Source organism: Streptomyces sp. NPDC050528 (assembly GCF_044457795.1).
GTDB lineage: Bacteria > Actinomycetota > Actinomycetes > Streptomycetales > Streptomycetaceae > Streptomyces.
The window spans coordinates 65949-81504 of record NZ_JBITHH010000016.1 but is presented as its reverse complement, the minus strand read 5'-3'; the positions used below and the strand labels follow the sequence as shown (position 1 = coordinate 81504).

The 15556-nt window shown below is 70.9% G+C and carries 14 protein-coding genes and 1 pseudogene; 2 read left to right on the top strand and 13 right to left on the bottom strand.

Annotation, left to right across the window (positions count from 1 at the left end; translation table 11 throughout):
* Positions 1–22: 22 nt before the first annotated feature.
* From ACIBK4_RS42005 to ACIBK4_RS41960, 10 genes and pseudogenes are all read right to left on the bottom strand, one after another.
* Positions 23–571 (bottom strand): annotated as a pseudogene (locus ACIBK4_RS42005) (enoyl-CoA hydratase/isomerase family protein); the annotation flags it as partial.
* Positions 572–670: 99 nt separating this feature from the next.
* Positions 671–1003, bottom strand: a complete 333-nt coding sequence (locus ACIBK4_RS42000) for a hypothetical protein (RefSeq protein ID WP_399003955.1) — start codon at positions 1001–1003, stop codon at positions 671–673.
* A gap of 567 nt (positions 1004–1570) precedes the next feature.
* Positions 1571–1699 carry a hypothetical protein gene (locus ACIBK4_RS41995; RefSeq protein WP_399003953.1) on the bottom strand — a complete coding sequence of 43 codons (129 nt, stop codon included), beginning with the start codon at positions 1697–1699 and terminating at the stop codon, positions 1571–1573.
* A 236-nt stretch (positions 1700–1935) separates the two neighbouring features.
* Positions 1936–3312: a cytochrome P450 gene (locus tag ACIBK4_RS41990; RefSeq protein WP_399003951.1), complete on the bottom strand. Its 1377-nt coding sequence runs from the start codon at positions 3310–3312 to the stop codon at positions 1936–1938.
* Positions 3313–3320: 8 nt separating this feature from the next.
* Positions 3321–3881 (bottom strand): ATP/GTP-binding protein, encoded by a 561-nt coding sequence (locus ACIBK4_RS41985; RefSeq protein WP_366434696.1) that lies wholly within the window; start codon positions 3879–3881, stop codon positions 3321–3323.
* A gap of 4 nt (positions 3882–3885) precedes the next feature.
* Positions 3886–4272: a DUF742 domain-containing protein gene (locus tag ACIBK4_RS41980; RefSeq protein WP_318018371.1), complete on the bottom strand. Its 387-nt coding sequence runs from the start codon at positions 4270–4272 to the stop codon at positions 3886–3888.
* Positions 4265–5092 (bottom strand): roadblock/LC7 domain-containing protein, encoded by an 828-nt coding sequence (locus ACIBK4_RS41975; RefSeq protein WP_399004242.1) that lies wholly within the window; start codon positions 5090–5092, stop codon positions 4265–4267. The genes ACIBK4_RS41980 and ACIBK4_RS41975 overlap by 8 nt, the downstream gene beginning before the upstream one ends.
* A 20-nt stretch (positions 5093–5112) precedes the next feature.
* Positions 5113–6216, bottom strand: coding sequence for an ATP-binding protein (locus ACIBK4_RS41970; RefSeq protein ID WP_399003948.1), 1104 nt, complete (start codon positions 6214–6216; stop codon positions 5113–5115).
* A gap of 361 nt (positions 6217–6577) precedes the next feature.
* Positions 6578–7144 carry a hypothetical protein gene (locus tag ACIBK4_RS41965; RefSeq protein WP_399003946.1) on the bottom strand — a complete coding sequence of 189 codons (567 nt, stop codon included), beginning with the start codon at positions 7142–7144 and terminating at the stop codon, positions 6578–6580.
* Between the two features lie 39 nt (positions 7145–7183).
* Positions 7184–7336, bottom strand: coding sequence for a hypothetical protein (locus ACIBK4_RS41960; RefSeq protein ID WP_399003944.1), 153 nt, complete (start codon positions 7334–7336; stop codon positions 7184–7186).
* Between the two features lie 107 nt (positions 7337–7443).
* Between ACIBK4_RS41960 and ACIBK4_RS41955 the strand changes: the two genes are divergently transcribed.
* Entirely contained in the window at positions 7444–7929 is a 486-nt protein-coding gene (locus tag ACIBK4_RS41955) for a hypothetical protein (protein WP_399003942.1), read from the top strand.
* A 1-nt stretch (position 7930) separates the two neighbouring features.
* Here the strand turns inward: ACIBK4_RS41955 and ACIBK4_RS41950 are convergent, their stop codons facing one another.
* The 3 genes from ACIBK4_RS41950 to ACIBK4_RS41940 all read right to left on the bottom strand — a co-directional run bounded on the left by ACIBK4_RS41950 (position 7931) and on the right by ACIBK4_RS41940 (position 11450).
* Positions 7931–8773, bottom strand: coding sequence for a DUF1932 domain-containing protein (locus ACIBK4_RS41950; protein WP_399003940.1), 843 nt, complete (start codon positions 8771–8773; stop codon positions 7931–7933).
* 209 nt (positions 8774–8982) lie between these two features.
* Positions 8983–10392: a GAF domain-containing protein gene (locus tag ACIBK4_RS41945; RefSeq protein WP_399003938.1), complete on the bottom strand. Its 1410-nt coding sequence runs from the start codon at positions 10390–10392 to the stop codon at positions 8983–8985.
* Between the two features lie 17 nt (positions 10393–10409).
* Positions 10410–11450, bottom strand: coding sequence for a rod shape-determining protein (locus ACIBK4_RS41940; RefSeq protein WP_262057666.1), 1041 nt, complete (start codon positions 11448–11450; stop codon positions 10410–10412).
* A 310-nt stretch (positions 11451–11760) separates the two neighbouring features.
* Between ACIBK4_RS41940 and ACIBK4_RS41935 the strand changes: the two genes are divergently transcribed.
* Entirely contained in the window at positions 11761–15453 is a 3693-nt protein-coding gene (locus ACIBK4_RS41935; protein WP_399003935.1) for a S8 family serine peptidase, read from the top strand.
* Positions 15454–15556 lie beyond the last annotated feature (103 nt).

Below are 15556 nucleotides of genomic sequence, written 5' to 3'. Positions count from 1 at the left end.
CGCCGCCTCTCCGTGACACCGGTCAGCGGGGCTGGGCGAGTTGCGCGGCGAGGTGGTGGGAGTCGAGGAGGGCGGTGTCGATGGTGCGGGCGGCCTTCGCGTAGCCGGCGAGCAGATGTTGGGTCAGGACGAGCGCCTGGGGGAGCGCCGGGCGAGGGGTCTGGTCCAGGCGGTGATGGCGTCGTCCAACTCGTCGAGGGGCGCGACCTTGTGGATGGAGGAGGCCGAGGCGGTGGGCGGCGGGGGCGTCGAACTCCTCGCAGGTGAGCAGGAGTTCACGGACCCGGGCGGCGCGGGCCTCCGAGATCAGGCGCCCCATCGCGCCGCCCCAGGTGGGTGCCCTTCCGAGGCCGATCTCCGGCATACGGAAACGGCAGGTGTCCGCGCCCGCGCGCAGGTCGCAGTAGGCGGCGAGTCCGAGGCCGGCGCCGACGACCTTCCCGTGGAGCCGCGCGATGGTGACGGCGTGGGTGTTCTCCAGCGCCTGGCACAGCCGGTGGGCCTTGCCCGCGATGCGCCGCAGCGTGATCCCGGTCGGATCGGCGGCCAGGGTCTCCTGGAACTCCCGGCGATGAGTGCGTCCAGCACGGCGGAGCCGACGGGGAGCGCGGTTTCCGTACTGTCCACGGGGTCCCAGATGGGGGCGGGGCGGGGGCGGCCGTACTGGGCGTTATTGCGGGTTCATGCCAGTGCAACGTCCAAATTGAGGAGTCGCCTGAACGCCACCAGGGGTGCGTACGCGGGCGAAGGAGTCAAGGTCGGTGAACTGGGCGAGGTCGGTGAACCGGACGGGGTCGTAATAGGCGGCGCCCACCATGAGGTAGACCATCTCCCCGGCCCGGATCTCGGCGCCCTCCGGGAGGCAGTCCGCGGAAGCGACCCGGCCGATGAGGCGAAGAGGAGAGTCGTAGCGAAGGGCCTCTTCCACGAACTCGGGGACGTGCTCCGGGTGTTCGGCGAGCGGGCTCCGGCGGCCAGGGTCCTCGACCGGCCGGAGAACCACGCTCGACAGCATGGTCGCGGTCGGCTCCAGAGCTGGCAGAGCAGGACGAACAGAGCGAGGAAGTAGACGGCTTCGTCTGCCTTGTCCCGGTCCGGTTCGAGTTCGGTTCGTCCCAGGTGCGGATCCACCCGGAGACAGGATCGTCCCCGAGGTGTGCGCGCCGGTCGTGCACCAACTCCCGGAAATAGGACCGCAGTTCCACCATGGCGGCGTCGGACCGGGCCGGTTGGCCGGAGTTCGGGAGCGGCTCCTGGGAGAAGACCTGCTCGTGCGTCAGTGCGCGCAGGCGAGGCGGGACCAGCCGGCGCTGGTGAGCCCGAGCCGTCCGGCGATGGTCGCGGCCGGGGTTCCTCGCCGACCAGTGCCATGAAGTCGGCCGCCTACGAGGGCAGGCGCTCGTGCAAGGTGGCGAGGCGAGGGGACCGTAGACGACGGGGCCCACCCCGCAGCCGATCTCTTCGACGCTCGCCCGGTCGAAGGTACCGAACAACCGGCGTACCCGGCTGTGCTCCGGTGGGTTGAGCGCGAGCAGGGTCCGGGTCCGGCTGATCTCGCGTGAGGAGGGGGCTAGCCGCTGCGCGCCCCCTGCCGTGCTCGCCAATCGGTGTCCGGTTCGAGCCGGAAGCCGTTGCTCAGTACGTGGGCGCAGGTGGTGTAGCCGGTCACGAGGTGACCGCCCCAGGGCGCGGGGCTCATGGTGCCGCGCGCCCTGAGGTCCGCGTACGCGGGGAAGGGATCGGCCTGTTCGTCAGCCGTCCGAAGACGTTCGTCAGCCGTCCGAAGACGGGGGAGCAGGGAGACGGTGGCCCGACGGTCGGATGCCGGAGGCGTGACGCTTCCCGTGAGGGTGGCTCCTCGCTGCCGGCCGCCATCCGTATCCGTAGGGTGTCTGAATCATCGAGTAACACGGTGTTTTCGTAGGGTTGCTTGCGTCACTCGCCATTCACCCAGGCGCGGAAGCGGCTGAACATCCCGCCCTTGGGGCGCGGGGCGGCGTGGGACGGCCGGCCGGCGCCGGACGGCTGAGGTATCGCGATGGGCGGCTGCCCGGCCTGGGCGGAGGCCGGCCGTGCGGGCTGGGTCCTGGCCGAGGACGGCACGGCGCGCGGGGTGTAGCGGATGGGCACGGTCACCAGCTGGCGGCTCCACGGCGCCGGCACCCACGAGAGCTCCTTGAAGGGGACGCGCATCTCGACGTCGGGCAGCCGGTTGAGCAGGGACTCGACGGCCGTGGCCGTGATCATGAAGGCCGGGTCCTTCGCCGGGCACCCGTGCGGGCCGGCGCCGAACGCCAGATGGGCCTTGGAGCTGAGCTGTTCGCGGTGCGCGGTCAGCTTGGGGTCGGTGTTGGCCGCCGCGAAGGAGATCACGACCGGGTCGCCCGCCCGGAGGGTCCGGTCGCCCAACTCGACGTCCTGCGTGGGGTAGTGGCCCGCGTAGTTGGCGATCGGCGAGTAGTTCCACAACGTCTTCACGACCGCGTCCTCGACCGGCAGACCGGTCGGCCAGTCGTCGCTGAGGTACAGCGCGGCACTGGTGCCGATCGAGGCCGCCAGGGGCGCGGTTCCGCCGCCCAGCAGCGTCACGAGCTGGTGCAGCACCTCCTCGTCGGTCAGCCGGGAGGAGTGCACCATCAGCCGGGTGGTGATGTCCTCGCCGGGCTGCCGGCGCTTGAGGGCGATCAGTTCGGCGACCGCGCCGCCCAGCGTCTCGTCGGAACCCGGGACGCCCTGGAAGACGCCGGTGATTCCGGCGATCACCCGGTCGCCGAGCTCGGGCGGGCAGCCGAACAGCTCACCGAAGACCAGCAGGGGCAGCGGCTGGGCGTACGCGGACATCAACTCCGCCTGCCCCAGGGCCTCGGAGCCGAACTGGCTGATCAGGTAGTCGGCCGACTGCTGCGTCAGCCGGACGATCCGGCTCTGGTCGACGGTCGCGAGACTGTCCGTGACCGCCTGCCGCAGCCGGGCGTGCGCCGCGCCGTCGCTGAACATGGCGTTGGGGCGGTAGCCCATCATGGGCACGGCCGGGCTGTCCGCGGGCACCCTCCCCTCGTTCAGCGCGTTCCAGCGCCGCGAGTCCCGCACGAACAGGGTCGGGTTCTGCAGGATGTACAGACTGGCGTCATAACTGGTCACCAGCTCGACCTCGACGTCCGGCGCGATGTCGACCGGGGCGCTCGGCCCCAGCGTGCGCAGCCGGGCGTAGGTGCTCTCGGGGTCGGAGCCGAACTCGGACCCGTACAGCGGGACGTTGCCGTGGGCGGGGCAGCCGGCCGGCGCCCCGGACGGGTCGAAGGACTGTTGCATGCTGGCTCCTAGCCGAGTGAGGACAAGAGGTGCTTCACGAGCGTGATGAGTGCCTGCATCGAGGAGTCCTGGTCACGGACGTCGCAGTGGACGACCGGGGTCTCCTCGGAGATGTTGAGTGCCTCGCACACTTCGTCGAGCGGGAACTGGTGCTTCCCCTCGAACGTGTTGACGCCGATGACATAGGGCAGACCGAACGCCTCGACCAGGTCGAGGACGGGGAACGTCTCCTCCAGCCGCTCGGGGTCCGCCAGGACCAGCGCCCCCAGCGCCCCCCGGGACAGCCCCTCCCACATCTGTTTGAACCGCTCCTGCCCGGGCGTTCCGAAGATGTAGAGGACCAGGTCCTCGCCGAGGGTGAGCCGCCCGAAGTCCATCGCCACGGTCGTGGTCGTCTTGTCCGGGGTCTCCGAGAGATCGTCGAGTCCCTCGCTGGCCTCGGTGATCTCCTCCTCTGTCTGCAGCGGTTCTATCTCGGAGACACTTCCGATGTACGTGGTCTTCCCGACCGCGAAGTGGCCCACGACCAGGATCTTCACGGAGCGGGAGACGTCGGGATCCAGATACACGGGACTACGCTCCGGTTCGAATGCGCATCAGGCCGTCGAGTACGGCGGTCAGCAGGACGGGGTCGTGGCGTTCGGCGTGGGGCACCGGATTGCGCACATGGATCAGACCGTCCTCGGCCATCTGCGCCAGCAGAATGCGGACGATGCCCAGCGGCAGCCGGGTGTGCGCGGCGACCTCGGCGACCGAGAGGAACCCGTCCGCGATCAGGTCCATGACCGTGCGGGCCTCCGGCGCCAGCGTGCGAGCTGCCGCTACGGCACCCTCCTGGGCCGTGATGATCGTGGTGTGCTCGTACTCGCTCTCCCGTGGCAGCGCGCGACCCTGCGCGATGACGAAGAGTGGAACTAATGGAGCCGTCAGCTCCAGCTCGCCGTCCAGTTCGTCACTCATCGCCCGTCCTTCCTCCCCGAGCCGCCGACCCGGCGGTCAGGGCCGTCATCGTGTCGCCCAGTCGTACGGTGAACTCCTCGATGTCACAGCTGTGTTCGGCGGCCGCCGCGAGGAAGGCGCCCTCGCCGGCCGCGATCAGGAACACCCAGCCGTGCTCGAACTCGATGACCGTCTGCATCCACTCGTCGTCCTGCTGCCCGCCCGCGAACGGCGCGGTCGCCCGGCTGTAGGCGTGGATGCCGGTCATGGCCGCCGAGATCGTGTCCGCGAGGTTCCTGCCGATCCCCGAACTCGCCCCGCGCGGCAGGCCGTCCGCGCCGAGCAGCAGCGCGTGCAGGGCGCCCGGCACCGACGCCACCGCCTTGTCCAGCTCCGCGAGCACGAAGACGTTCCCGCCCCCGCCGTCCCGCAGCGCGGCGGAGGTGTCCCCGCTCTGGGCCGCCTCGCCGGCCGTCACCCGCGGCGGCGCCGTGAGGTTGTTGCCCAGCCGGGAGACCAGCCGGTTCATCCGGAACGAGAGCTGCTCCATGTCGACGTCGGGCTCCGCGGCGGCGGCCAGATAGGCACCCTGCCCGGCCCCGATCAGGAACACCCAGCCGTGCTGGAACTCGATGACCGTCTGGATCCAGTTCCGGTCCCGGGACAGCCCGGCGAAGTGGGCGGTGGCCCGGCTGAGCGACTGCATCCCCGCCATCGCGGCGGAGATGGTCCGCACGTCCTGGCCGGTCAGGTCGTCCGTGGACCCGCGCGGGATGCCGTCCGCGGACAACACCACCGCGTGCCGCGCCCTCGGCACGTTGTCCACGATGTCCTGGACCATCCAGGACAGGTCTCCTGTACTCATGCGTTTTCGGACCCTCCGGGCGTCTGGGTGTCGAAGGTGTCGAAGGAGGCCGTGTCCCGCGCGGACTGCGTACCGCGCTGGAGGGCCGCCAGGCTGCCGGAGCCGCGCCGGGCACTGCGGCGGGGTGTCTCCCCACCCGTGGGGACACCGGCGGGCGATATGCGGGAGCCGCGCTTCGGCAGACCGCCCGCCGTACGCGCCGAGCGTCCGGTCTCCATCGGCCGGATGCTGCTCACGGGCGCCTCGGTGGCCGGCGGCAGGGCCTCCTCCATGGTCCACAGCTCCTCGGGCAGAAGGACGACGGCCCGTACGCCGCCGTACCGGGAGACACCGGTGACATCCACCGTGAAGCCGTGCTGACGGGCGATCAGACCGATGACCGGGAAACCGAACTTCGGCTGGGTGCCCAGCTGGGAGAGCCGGGGGAGACCCTCGCCGGACAGCTGCGCGCTGGCCCGCTGCCGGTCCTCGTCGCTCATGCCCACGCCGGCGTCGTCGATGACGATGCACAGGTTCTTCTGCGCCTGCCGGAACGTGACCTCGATGGGTGCGTCCGCCTGGGAGAAACTGGCCGCGTTGTCGAGGAGTTCGGCGACGGCCAGGGCGACCGGCGCGACCGCGGAGGCCTTCAGCGCGATACCGCTGGGCTGCATGATCTCGACCCGCTGGAAGTTGCGGATCTGGCTCTGGGCGCTGCGGACGACGTCGTAGACGCTCGCGGGCTGGTTGCGGCGGCCCAGCGGGGCGCCGCACATGACGGCGATGCCCTGTGCCTTGCGGGCCATCTGGGCGTTGGCGTGGGTGATGTCCATCAGGTCGGAGAGGACCGCGTGGCCGCCGTACTCGCGCTGGACCCCGTCCAGCAGCGTGGTCTGCTCGGCCGCGAGGCTCTGCAGGAAGCGGGCGGCGCCCTTGAGGACCGCCTTGGTGTTCTCCTCGGCGGCCTGACCCGCCTCGCGGATGACATCGTCCTGCTCGTCCCGCATCTTCACCAACGCGGCCTGGACGCGGTCGAGTTCACCCTGGGCATACCGCAGCCGCGCTTCGAGCGTGGCCTCGGACTCCTTCTTCCTTCTCCCCAGGGCTCTGCTGCGGAGCACCAGTGCGACGACTGCGGCTGTGGCTATCACCGCTATCGCAACCAGGCACCAAAGAAGCACGTCTTGAGTCATGGAAACCTTTCCCGGCGCGTGGCATGCAGGCGTCGTCGAGTACGCCTTGCAGGAATCCGCAACCCGTCCAGGGGACTGCATGACTGATCTACGCGAGGAGATGAGCGCGTTCGGGCTCAGGGCCCGAACAAAAGTGGATCAAGGTCGCAGACGGCGGAATGCTATCACCGTCAACCGTGGCCCCAGAGGTCACTCCATCGGGTTAACACGGAGTCAACATGTGCGCTCCGTAAGGGGTGTTGACCGTGTCGATATGCCGATGTCCCCGGCGCCGTGCGGAGAGGCCCCCTTACGTCGCGAGCAGAGTCCACGGATGCGGCCGAGCCGGCGCCAACCGCGGTTTGCGCGCGGCCCAGTGACGTACCGCCGTCTCCATGACCGCCCCGGGGTTGTGCACATTTCGTGTGGGTTCGAAGGGGGTCGCCATGCTGGTGTAGCTCTGGAACATGGCGAGCAGCTGGACCGCCTGGTGCTGGAACGGTGACAGGTACTGGTTCGCGAGCGGCAGGAAGAAACGGTTCCAGGTGTCGGGCGGGACGAACGGCGGCTGCTCGATGCCCGCGACGCCGTGCCGCGCGCGGAACTCGTTGAGGGTGCGGCAGGCGACGCCGATCAGCTCGGCGAGCACGGCCGAGGCGACGGCCTCCGCCAGTTCGTCGAGCAGGTCGTCCACCGCCGCCGCGATCCGCGGTGCGAGCGCGGGAATCCCGCGGGCCGCGAAGAACGGCGAGACCAGGGCCCTCGGACGGGTGTGATCGGGCGGATTGGTCTCCAGGAGCGAGGAGTTGATGATGCGCTGCGAGAGCTGCTCGGCGAAACCGGGGTCGATCACCCCGCGCGTCTTCGCGCTCAGCACCCCGAAAGCCCGGTCCCGCGTCAGTCGCTCCGCCTCCTCTTAACCGGTCACCAGCAGCGTGCCGTCCCCGGCCGGCAGCACGGGCCCGAGCGCCCGGGCCCGCTCGTACAACGGATAGGGATCGGCCGCCCCTTCGTCGCCGAGCAGGCTTTCGAGAATCGCGGTGGCGCTGTCCGTCGTCCGATACGTCATGCATTCCTTCCCGCGGGCCGGAACCGACCCCCGACCGGCGTCCACGGGACATTGAATTCGCATCCGCGGGCTTGAACGGCCACCAAAACGCACCCGTACCCCCTGACATGACCCCCCGCACACAGCAGCCCACCCGACGACACACCGCCCGCCTCCGCCGGGGCGCCGCGCTCGCCCTGCTTCCGCTCGCCGTCGCGTGCGGTGGCGGAGAGGGCGACGACGCCGCCGATCGCAAGCGGGCGGCGGCGACCCGGACCGCCGTAACCGCCGCCCCCGAGGCCGGAGTTGTCGCCCCCGCGAAGGTCGAGGTCATCGCCGGGCTGACCGGGTGCACCGCCGAGATCCGGATCGACGCCGACGAGCTGCGCGAAGGGGTGTGCCGTACGAAGCAGGGGGAGTACCGGATCACCACCTTCCCGGAGGAACGGTTCCAGGTGACCTGGCTTGACAGTGCCGCGATTTACGGCGGCAAGTACCTCGTCGGGACGCGCTGGGTCGTCAGTGCGGTGCCCGAGTTGCTGGAGGGGTTCCGCTCCCGGCTCGGCGGGACCGTGCGGGAGCTGCGGAGCGTCGGGCCGACGCCTGCGCCCTGAGTCAGTCCTCCGCCTTGAGGTGGGCCAGTACCTCCTCCAGCGGCAGGTCGTAGTCGTCCTTGTCGTCCGCCCACCGCCCCAGCACCGCCGCCGCTCCCTCCGCCATCTCCGCCGGCAGTCCCGCCGTGCGCAGCGTCGCCGCGATCTCCTCCAACTCCGGTGCCCAGCGCCAGGCCCGGGCGGCGACGCTGGGGAGCTGGTCGGTCTCGGCGAGGATGTTGGACGTCAACGACCCTGCCTCGCGGGCGAGTTCGGCCGCCACGCCGTGGTGTGCGGCGAGGGCGTGCGACACGGCGGCCAGGACACGGGCCGACTTCTGGTACGAGGCGTACGCCATCTTCAGCGCCGACGCGGCGCCGAGCGAGGCGTTCAGGGGGCGGGCCACGACCTGCGTGTCCTCGAACGCCCTTGCCACGCGGGCGACTTGCTCCCCGTCGCCGCTCAGGTAGAGGCGCGGCGCGCTGCCCGGTCCCGGCGGACCGCCGACGATCGAACCGTCCACCATCGGCACACCCCGCTCCGCGCACGCCGCCGCGATGCGCCGCGTACGGTCCGGGCTGATCGCGTTGGCCTCGACGTACACGCCCCGGAACGGGTGACCGAGGACCTCCCGTGCCACGTCCTCCGCCGCGTGCGGCGGGCAGACCGACAGCACGAAGTCGCTTACCGCCAGGGCGGATTCGAGGGACTCGGCGGGCTCCAGGCCTGCCTCCCGGGCGCGTTGGAGGCTGGCGGGGCTGCGGCCCGCGGGGACGTACAGCACCCGGGTGCCCGTACGGGTCGCCTGACCGCCTACTTTCGCGCCCATGGCGCCGGGATGCAGCAGCGTGAACGTGGTCGTCATGGGTCTCACCGTACGGACTTGATGTTGTTGGGAGTCGCGAGGGCGAGTGTGGGGCATAGGAGAGGGGCATAGGAGATATGAGCCTCGGGAGGGCGCCATGAACCGACAGATCCGTGTTCGCGTCAATCGTCGGCCCATCACGCCTCGCGACGACACCATCGACCGCAGGACGCCGTCGGGGCGCCTCCTGCCGTACTGAGACCCCGGAACTAACTCCCCAGGGGCGACTGCCAGTCCACCGTCGTACCGCCGGTCCCTCCGTCGTCGTACACCCTCAGCCGTACGGCGCCCCTGCCGTCCGGCAGGGGTGTCGTCACGTCGATCGTGATCTCCAGGCGGGAGACGCCGGCATGGCGGGACGCGAGGGCGAGGGCGCGGCGGAGGGCGACGAGGAGGTGGGCCGCCACCCGGTCGGGGACGACGGTGTCCACCGCGCCCGTGAAGTGGGTCGAGGGGGAGAGGCCCAGAGTCGCCGAGGCGGCGGCCGTCTCGCGAAGCACCTTGCCGCGCAAGGACGTTGGAGCCTCGGCCGGAGGCTGCTGCAGGGCGAAGATCGCCGTGCGGACCTCCTGGATCGTCGACTGGAGTTCGTCCACCGCGCGGCCGAGGAGCTCGTGGGCCGCGTCCGATTCCCCGGTTCTGCGCTGCGTGGACTCCAGCATCATGCCTGTGGCGAACAGGCGTTGGACCACCAGATCATGCAGATCGCGGGCGATCCGGTCACGGTCCTCGTACACCGCGAGGCGCTCCCGGCTGTGCTGCGCGTCGGCCAGCACCAGCGCGAGCGCGGCCTGGGACGCGAACTGCGTTGCCAGCAGGCGTTCTACGGCCGTGTAGGGACGGTCGCCCTGGCGACGCGGGAGGGCGAGCGTGCCGATGAGGCGGCCCTCCGCCTGCAGCGGGAGCATCATGCTCGGGCCGAACCGGTGCCGTACATGCGTCGTCATGCGCGGGTCGGTCGCCGAGTCGTCGATGAACACCGGTTCGCCGCCCAGGAGTTGGACCAGGACCGGGCTGCCGGGCTCGATGGTCGTACCGACGATGTCGCCCGGGTCGTCGTGGGCGGACGCGGTGACGATCTCCATGCCGCCCGCCGCCGTGCGCTGCAGGATCACGCCCGCGGCGGCGTCGGCGAGGGCCCGCGCGCCCTCCGCGACCGTCTTCAGCGCGTCGGCCGCCCTCTCGCCGGTGAGCAGGGCGGTGGTGACGGCCGCCGCGCCCTCGATCCAGCGCTCGCGCTGCCGGGCCGTCTCGTACAGGCGGGCGTTGCCGATCGCAATGCCGGCCTGCGCGGCGAGCACGTGCAGGAGCTGCTCGTCCTCGGCGGTGAAGGGCGCGGAGTGCCGCTTACCGGCGAGATGGAGGTGGCCGAACACCTCGTCGTGGACGTTGATCGGCACGCTGAGCACCCCCGAGGGCGGCGGCTCGGCCCCGCCCGTGCGGATCTCGGTGAGGCCGTCCTGCCCGGGGTCCGTGGTCCCCAGCGCCGCGTACCGCGCGCCGGTCAGCTCGGCTGCGCCGTCCACGATGTGCTGGAGCGTGGTGCGCAGTTCGAGCTCGGAACCGACGCTCAGGACGGCTTCGAGGAGGCGCGAGAGATCGGGGACGCCGTCGTTCACCTCGGCCGGATCGGGGCTCAGGTGGTGGCCAGCGGGTCCAGGACCAGCGGCTCGATCTTGCCCTCCAGCATGTAACCCAGGCCCTGTACGGCACACACGTCCGGCCGCTCGGCGATGTGCACCGGCATCCCGGTCGCCGCGCGCAGCATCTGGTCGAAGCCGGGGAGCAGCGCGCTGCCGCCGACCATCATGATCCCGCGGTCGGCGAGGTCGGCCACCAGGTCGGGCGGGCAGTTGCGCAGCACCCGGCCGATCCCGTCGAGCACGGCGGTCAGCGGGGTCTCGATCGCGTCCCGCACGGCCGCGGTGTCGACCCGTACGGAACGCGCGAGGCCGCTCGCCACGTCCCGCCCGTGGATCTCGGTGGTGGTCGGGCCGTGCGGGGTGAGTCCGTTGCCGGACAGAGCGACCTGAAGCGGCCGTACGGACTGGCTCGGAAGCATCAACTCGTGTTCGTGGCGCAGGTGTTGGACGATCGCGTGGTCGACGGCCTCGCCGCCCACCGGGATGCGCTCGGCGGTGACGATCGAGCCGAGGGAGAGCACGGCGACCTGCGTCGCGGCTGCCCCGCACACCATGATCATGGTCGCCTCGGGCCGCTCGACCGGCAGCCCGCAGCCCACGGCGGCGGCGATCAGCGTGTCGACCAGCTCCACCCGGCGCGCCCCGAGCCCGACCAGCGTCTCGATCGCGGCCCGCTGCGCCAGCGGATCGGCGTCGTGCGGGGTGCAGGCGGCGGCCCGCAGCCGGGGCTTGCGGCGCAGCGCGCGGCGCACCTTGTCGCCGATCAGGTGCCGCAGCATGCGCTGCGCCATCTCGATGTCGACCACGGTCCCGCCGGACACCGGCCGGACCACCCGGATGTAGTCGGGCGTACGGCCCGTCATCTTCTCCGCGAACTCTCCTACGGCGATCAGCGCGCCGGTCCGGGTGTTCACGGCGGCGGCGGACGGCTGGTCGACGACGAGCCCGGCGCCCTTGACGTAGACACGGGTACGGGCGGCACCCAGGTCGACGGCGAAATGGCAGCGTCGCAACTGCTCCAGACTGACGGTCATGGCAGGTTCTCCCGAGAGCGCGGACCGGGGCTTCGCCGGGCGGCGGGCCTCTTTCGCATCGTGCGGGGGTGAGGGAGCGGGCGCGTCTTGTGGTGGGCCGGGTGGGGTGCCGCTGAATGGGGGTATTTGTCCGTAATGCCCGACTTAAAGGGCGCGTAAAGGGCAGTGGGGGCCGTCCTCGTGACGCCGCGTTGGCGGAAAACCGCCGGGGCGTCAATCCGCCAGCCCCATTCAACTCCCTTGCGCCACACGGCACACGACACTCTTCGCAGCACTCGACGACTCGGCGATGCGACGAAGAGGGGCGTGCATGAGCAGAGGACGCAGAGGACGCAGAGGACGCGGAGGAAGCAGGGGACCAGTCGGGCGCGGGGCGGTGCTGCTCTCCGCCGGGCTCGTGGTCGCGCTGCTGCCGGCCGCACAGTCGCAGGCGGCCACCGCGACTCCCACGACCACCGCCACTCCTACGGCGAACATCACCCGCACCACCGACACCACCCGCACCGTCACCCTCGTCACCGGCGACAAGGTCACCGTCACCGACCTCGCGGGCGGCCGGAAGGCCGTGAGCGTCGAGCGCGCCCAGGGCGCCACCGGCGCCGTCCGCACCCGGATGGCCAACGGCGACATCACCGTCGTACCGGACGAGGTGCTCCCCTACCTACGGGCGGGCACCCTCGACCGTCGGCTCTTCGACGTGAGCGAGCTGCTGCGGCAGGGCCTCGCCGACCGGACGACCGACGAGCTGCCGCTGATCGTGACCTACGACAAGGGGGCACAGGCCGCGACCCCGCGCGACGCCGAGCGGATACGGACCCTCGCGAGTGTGCGCGGGGCGGCCGTCGAGGCGGACAAGGGGCGCGGGTTCTGGAGCGCGTTCACCCGGCAGGACGGGGTGCGGAAGGTCTGGCTCGACGGGCGGGTCACCGCCGACATGGCCGAGAGCAACGCGCAGATCGGTACGGCGCACGCCTGGGAGGCCGGGCTGACCGGCAAGGGCGTCACAGTCGCCGTACTGGACACGGGAGTCGACCTCTCCCACCCCGACCTCGCCCAACGGGTCTCCGTCACCAAGAGCTTCATCGACGGTGAGGACGTCGCCGACCGCAACGGACACGGCACCCACGTCACCTCCACCGTCGGCGGCAGCGGAGCCGCATCCGCCGGACAGGAGAAGGGAGTTGCCCCGGACGCGACCCTCGCCGTGGGCAAGGTGCTCAGCGACCAGGGGTCCGGGAGCGAGTCGCAGATCATCGCCGGGATGGAGTGGGCCGCGCGGGACGTGCACGCCAAGGTCGTGTCCATGAGCCTCGGTTCGACCGAACCCAGCGACGGCACCGACCCCATGGCCCAGGCCGTGAACACGCTGAGCAGCGAGACCGGGGCGCTCTTCGTCATCGCCGCAGGGAACACCGGCACCCCCTCGTCCATCGGTTCACCCGGCGCCGCCGACTCCGCGCTCACCGTCGGCGCGGTCGACGCGAACGACCAGGCCGCCTACTTCACCAGCGCGGGACCCCGCTACGGCGACAACGCCCTGAAGCCCGACCTCTCCGCCCCCGGCGTCGACATCCTCGCCGCCCGCTCCCAACTCGTCGCCGGCAGTGGGTACTACACCTCCATGAGCGGTACGTCGATGGCGACCCCGCATGTGGCGGGCGTGGCCGCGCTGCTCGCCCAGGAACACCCCGACTGGACCGGCGCGGAGATCAAGGACGCGCTGATGTCCACGTCCAGGCAACTCGACGCTTCGGTCTATGAGCTGGGCGCCGGTCGGGTGAACGTGCCCGATGCCGTCGATGCCCGCATCACCGCCACCGGCAGCGCCGACCTCGGCTTCTACAGCTGGCCGTACGACGCGAACAAGCCGGTCACCAAGACCCTCACCTACGCCAACTCATCCGACAGTGCTGTTCAGTTGAGCCTTGTGGCCCAGGGTGCCCCGGCCGGTGTCGCCACCCTCGCCGACTCCACCCTCACCGTGCCCGCACACGGCACCGCCTCCACCACCGTGACCGGCGACGGTGCGCAGGCCGAGGTCGGCAACACCAGCGGGCAGATCGTCGCCTCCGTCGCCGGAACTCCCGTAGCGCACACGGCATTCGGGCTGGTCAAGGAGGAGGAGCGGTACACGCTCACCGTCCACGTGAAGGACCGGGACGGGGCTGCCACGGCCGCCGACCTGGTGGTGCAGCGGCTGGCGCAGGGCTACGACCCGTACCCGGAGGCTGTCGGCGACTCCGGGACGCTCAAACTCCTTCTCCAGCCCGGGACTTACAGCCTCACCTCCTTCCTCGACGTGCGCGGTAGCCACGGCGCGGACTCCCTCGGGCTCGGTTTCCTCGCGGCGCCGCAGATCACCCTCGACCGGGATCGTGAGGTCACGCTCGACGGGCGGCGGCTCAGGGAGGTCAGTGCGAAGGTCCAACAGCGGGTCGAGACACGGCAGTTGGTCATGGAGTACGACCGGAACGCGAACGGCTCCGATCTCTTCGACGCGGTTCAGGTGCCGGTGATGTACGACAGCGTCTTCGCCGCCCCGACGGACAAGGTTACCCAGGGCAGCTTCGAGTACCGGACCGTGTGGCGGCTCGGGAAACCGTTGCTGGAGGTCAAGGGGGTCGGTGAGGCTGTCGTCCAGTCGGGCGGCACGCTGATCGAGGGGCACGGCCGGTTGCCCTTGGTGGATGTCGGGGACGGTCCCATCACCGGTGCCGTCCGGGGCCGCGCGGTGCTCGTCCACCTCGCCGATGACGACGGCGATGGCGACGGCACTGATCCGGTCGCACTCGCGCAGGCCGCCCAAGACGCGGGCGTCAAGGCGTTGTTCGTGACGGACGACGTGGCCGGGCGGCTCAGCGCGTGGTGGGGTGCGGACGACGGTTCCGACCGCACGTTGCAGATCGCCTCGGTGAACGCGGCCGACGCGGCACGGTTGCGCGCGGCGAAGACGGTCGACATGACGGGGACGCGCAACACGCCCTACACGTACGACCTTTCGGCCGGACACCAGGGCGCGATCCCGGACGCCGATCTGACCTACGCGCCCAGTCGCAGTCAACTCGCCGTCCTGGACACGAAGTTCCATGCGGTAAAGCCGGTGAGCGGCGGGGAGTTCCGTTACTCGATCACCGATGCCTTCCCCATCGGCCTCGGTTTCCGGGAACGGATCGACTACCCGGCCGAGCGGACGGACTACGTGTCGACCGGCCCTGGCCAGCGGTGGTCGGAGTCCGTGACGGTCGGGGACGGCACGCTGGAGGAACGCAGCGGACTGGTGCAGTACACGGCCGGGGAGCATCGCACCCTCGACTGGTTCAAGCCGGTGTGGCATCCGTGGCTCGGCACCGGGCTCGGGTGGGGGCAGCAACGATCAGGAAACCAGCTGCAGTTCAACACTCCCGGGTGGGGCGACTCCGGGCCCGACCACACCGGATTCGGCGATGCGTGGAGCGCCGACAGCGGCATGACCCAGACCACCCAGGTGTACCGGGACGGCACCCTGGTCGACAGCCGCACCAGCTCCGGCGCCTACGACTGGGACGCGCCCGCCGACGAACACACCTACAAGGTCGTCACCGACACCGCCCTCGACCCCGACCGCTGGGAACTCTCGACCAAGGGCCACGCCGAGTGGACCTTCAACTCCTCGGCCACGCCCGCCGATCGCTGGACCTTCCTGCCCCTCCTCAACCTCGCCTTCGACATCGACACCAACCTCGCGGGCGATGTCCGGGGCGGCGGCCGGGTGCCGGTCGGGATCAGCGCCTCGTACGTGGTGGGCGCGCCGGACACCGGGACGATCGTCGGCGGCACGCTCCAAGTGTCGTACGACGACGGGAAGTCGTGGCGGTCGGTACGGCTCGGCGGGGCGGACGCGAAGTGGCACGGGACGCTGACCGTGCCGCGCGGCGCCCGGTACATCTCGCTGCGGGCCTCCGCCGGCGATGACAAGGGCGGCTCCGTGCGGCAGGAGATCACCCGAGCGGTGGGAGTCCGCTAGGGCGCTCCGCTGGAAGTGCCGCGATGTGTCGTCGTTCCAGTGCGGCGCCGTTGTGGCTGGTCGCGCAGTTCCCCGCGCCCCTTTGGGGCGCGTGACGCAAGCC

What these genes read in the sequence shown, in the direction of transcription:
- ACIBK4_RS41995 (WP_399003953.1), bottom strand. Translation starts at nt 1,699, where the DNA reads ATGAGCCCCGCGCCCTGGGGCGGTCACCTCGTGACCGGCTACACCACC.
- ACIBK4_RS41990 (WP_399003951.1), bottom strand. Translation starts at nt 3,312, where the DNA reads ATGCAACAGTCCTTCGACCCGTCCGGGGCGCCGGCCGGCTGCCCCGCC.
- ACIBK4_RS41980 (WP_318018371.1), bottom strand. Translation starts at nt 4,272, where the DNA reads ATGAGTGACGAACTGGACGGCGAGCTGGAGCTGACGGCTCCATTAGTT.
- ACIBK4_RS41975 (WP_399004242.1), bottom strand. Translation starts at nt 5,092, where the DNA reads ATGGTCCAGGACATCGTGGACAACGTGCCGAGGGCGCGGCACGCGGTG.
- ACIBK4_RS41960 (WP_399003944.1), bottom strand. Translation starts at nt 7,336, where the DNA reads ATGACGTATCGGACGACGGACAGCGCCACCGCGATTCTCGAAAGCCTG.
- ACIBK4_RS41955 (WP_399003942.1), top strand. Translation starts at nt 7,444, where the DNA reads ATGACCCCCCGCACACAGCAGCCCACCCGACGACACACCGCCCGCCTC.
- ACIBK4_RS41950 (WP_399003940.1), bottom strand. Translation starts at nt 8,773, where the DNA reads ATGACGACCACGTTCACGCTGCTGCATCCCGGCGCCATGGGCGCGAAA.
- ACIBK4_RS41940 (WP_262057666.1), bottom strand. Translation starts at nt 11,450, where the DNA reads ATGACCGTCAGTCTGGAGCAGTTGCGACGCTGCCATTTCGCCGTCGAC.
- ACIBK4_RS41935 (WP_399003935.1), top strand. Translation starts at nt 11,761, where the DNA reads ATGAGCAGAGGACGCAGAGGACGCAGAGGACGCGGAGGAAGCAGGGGA.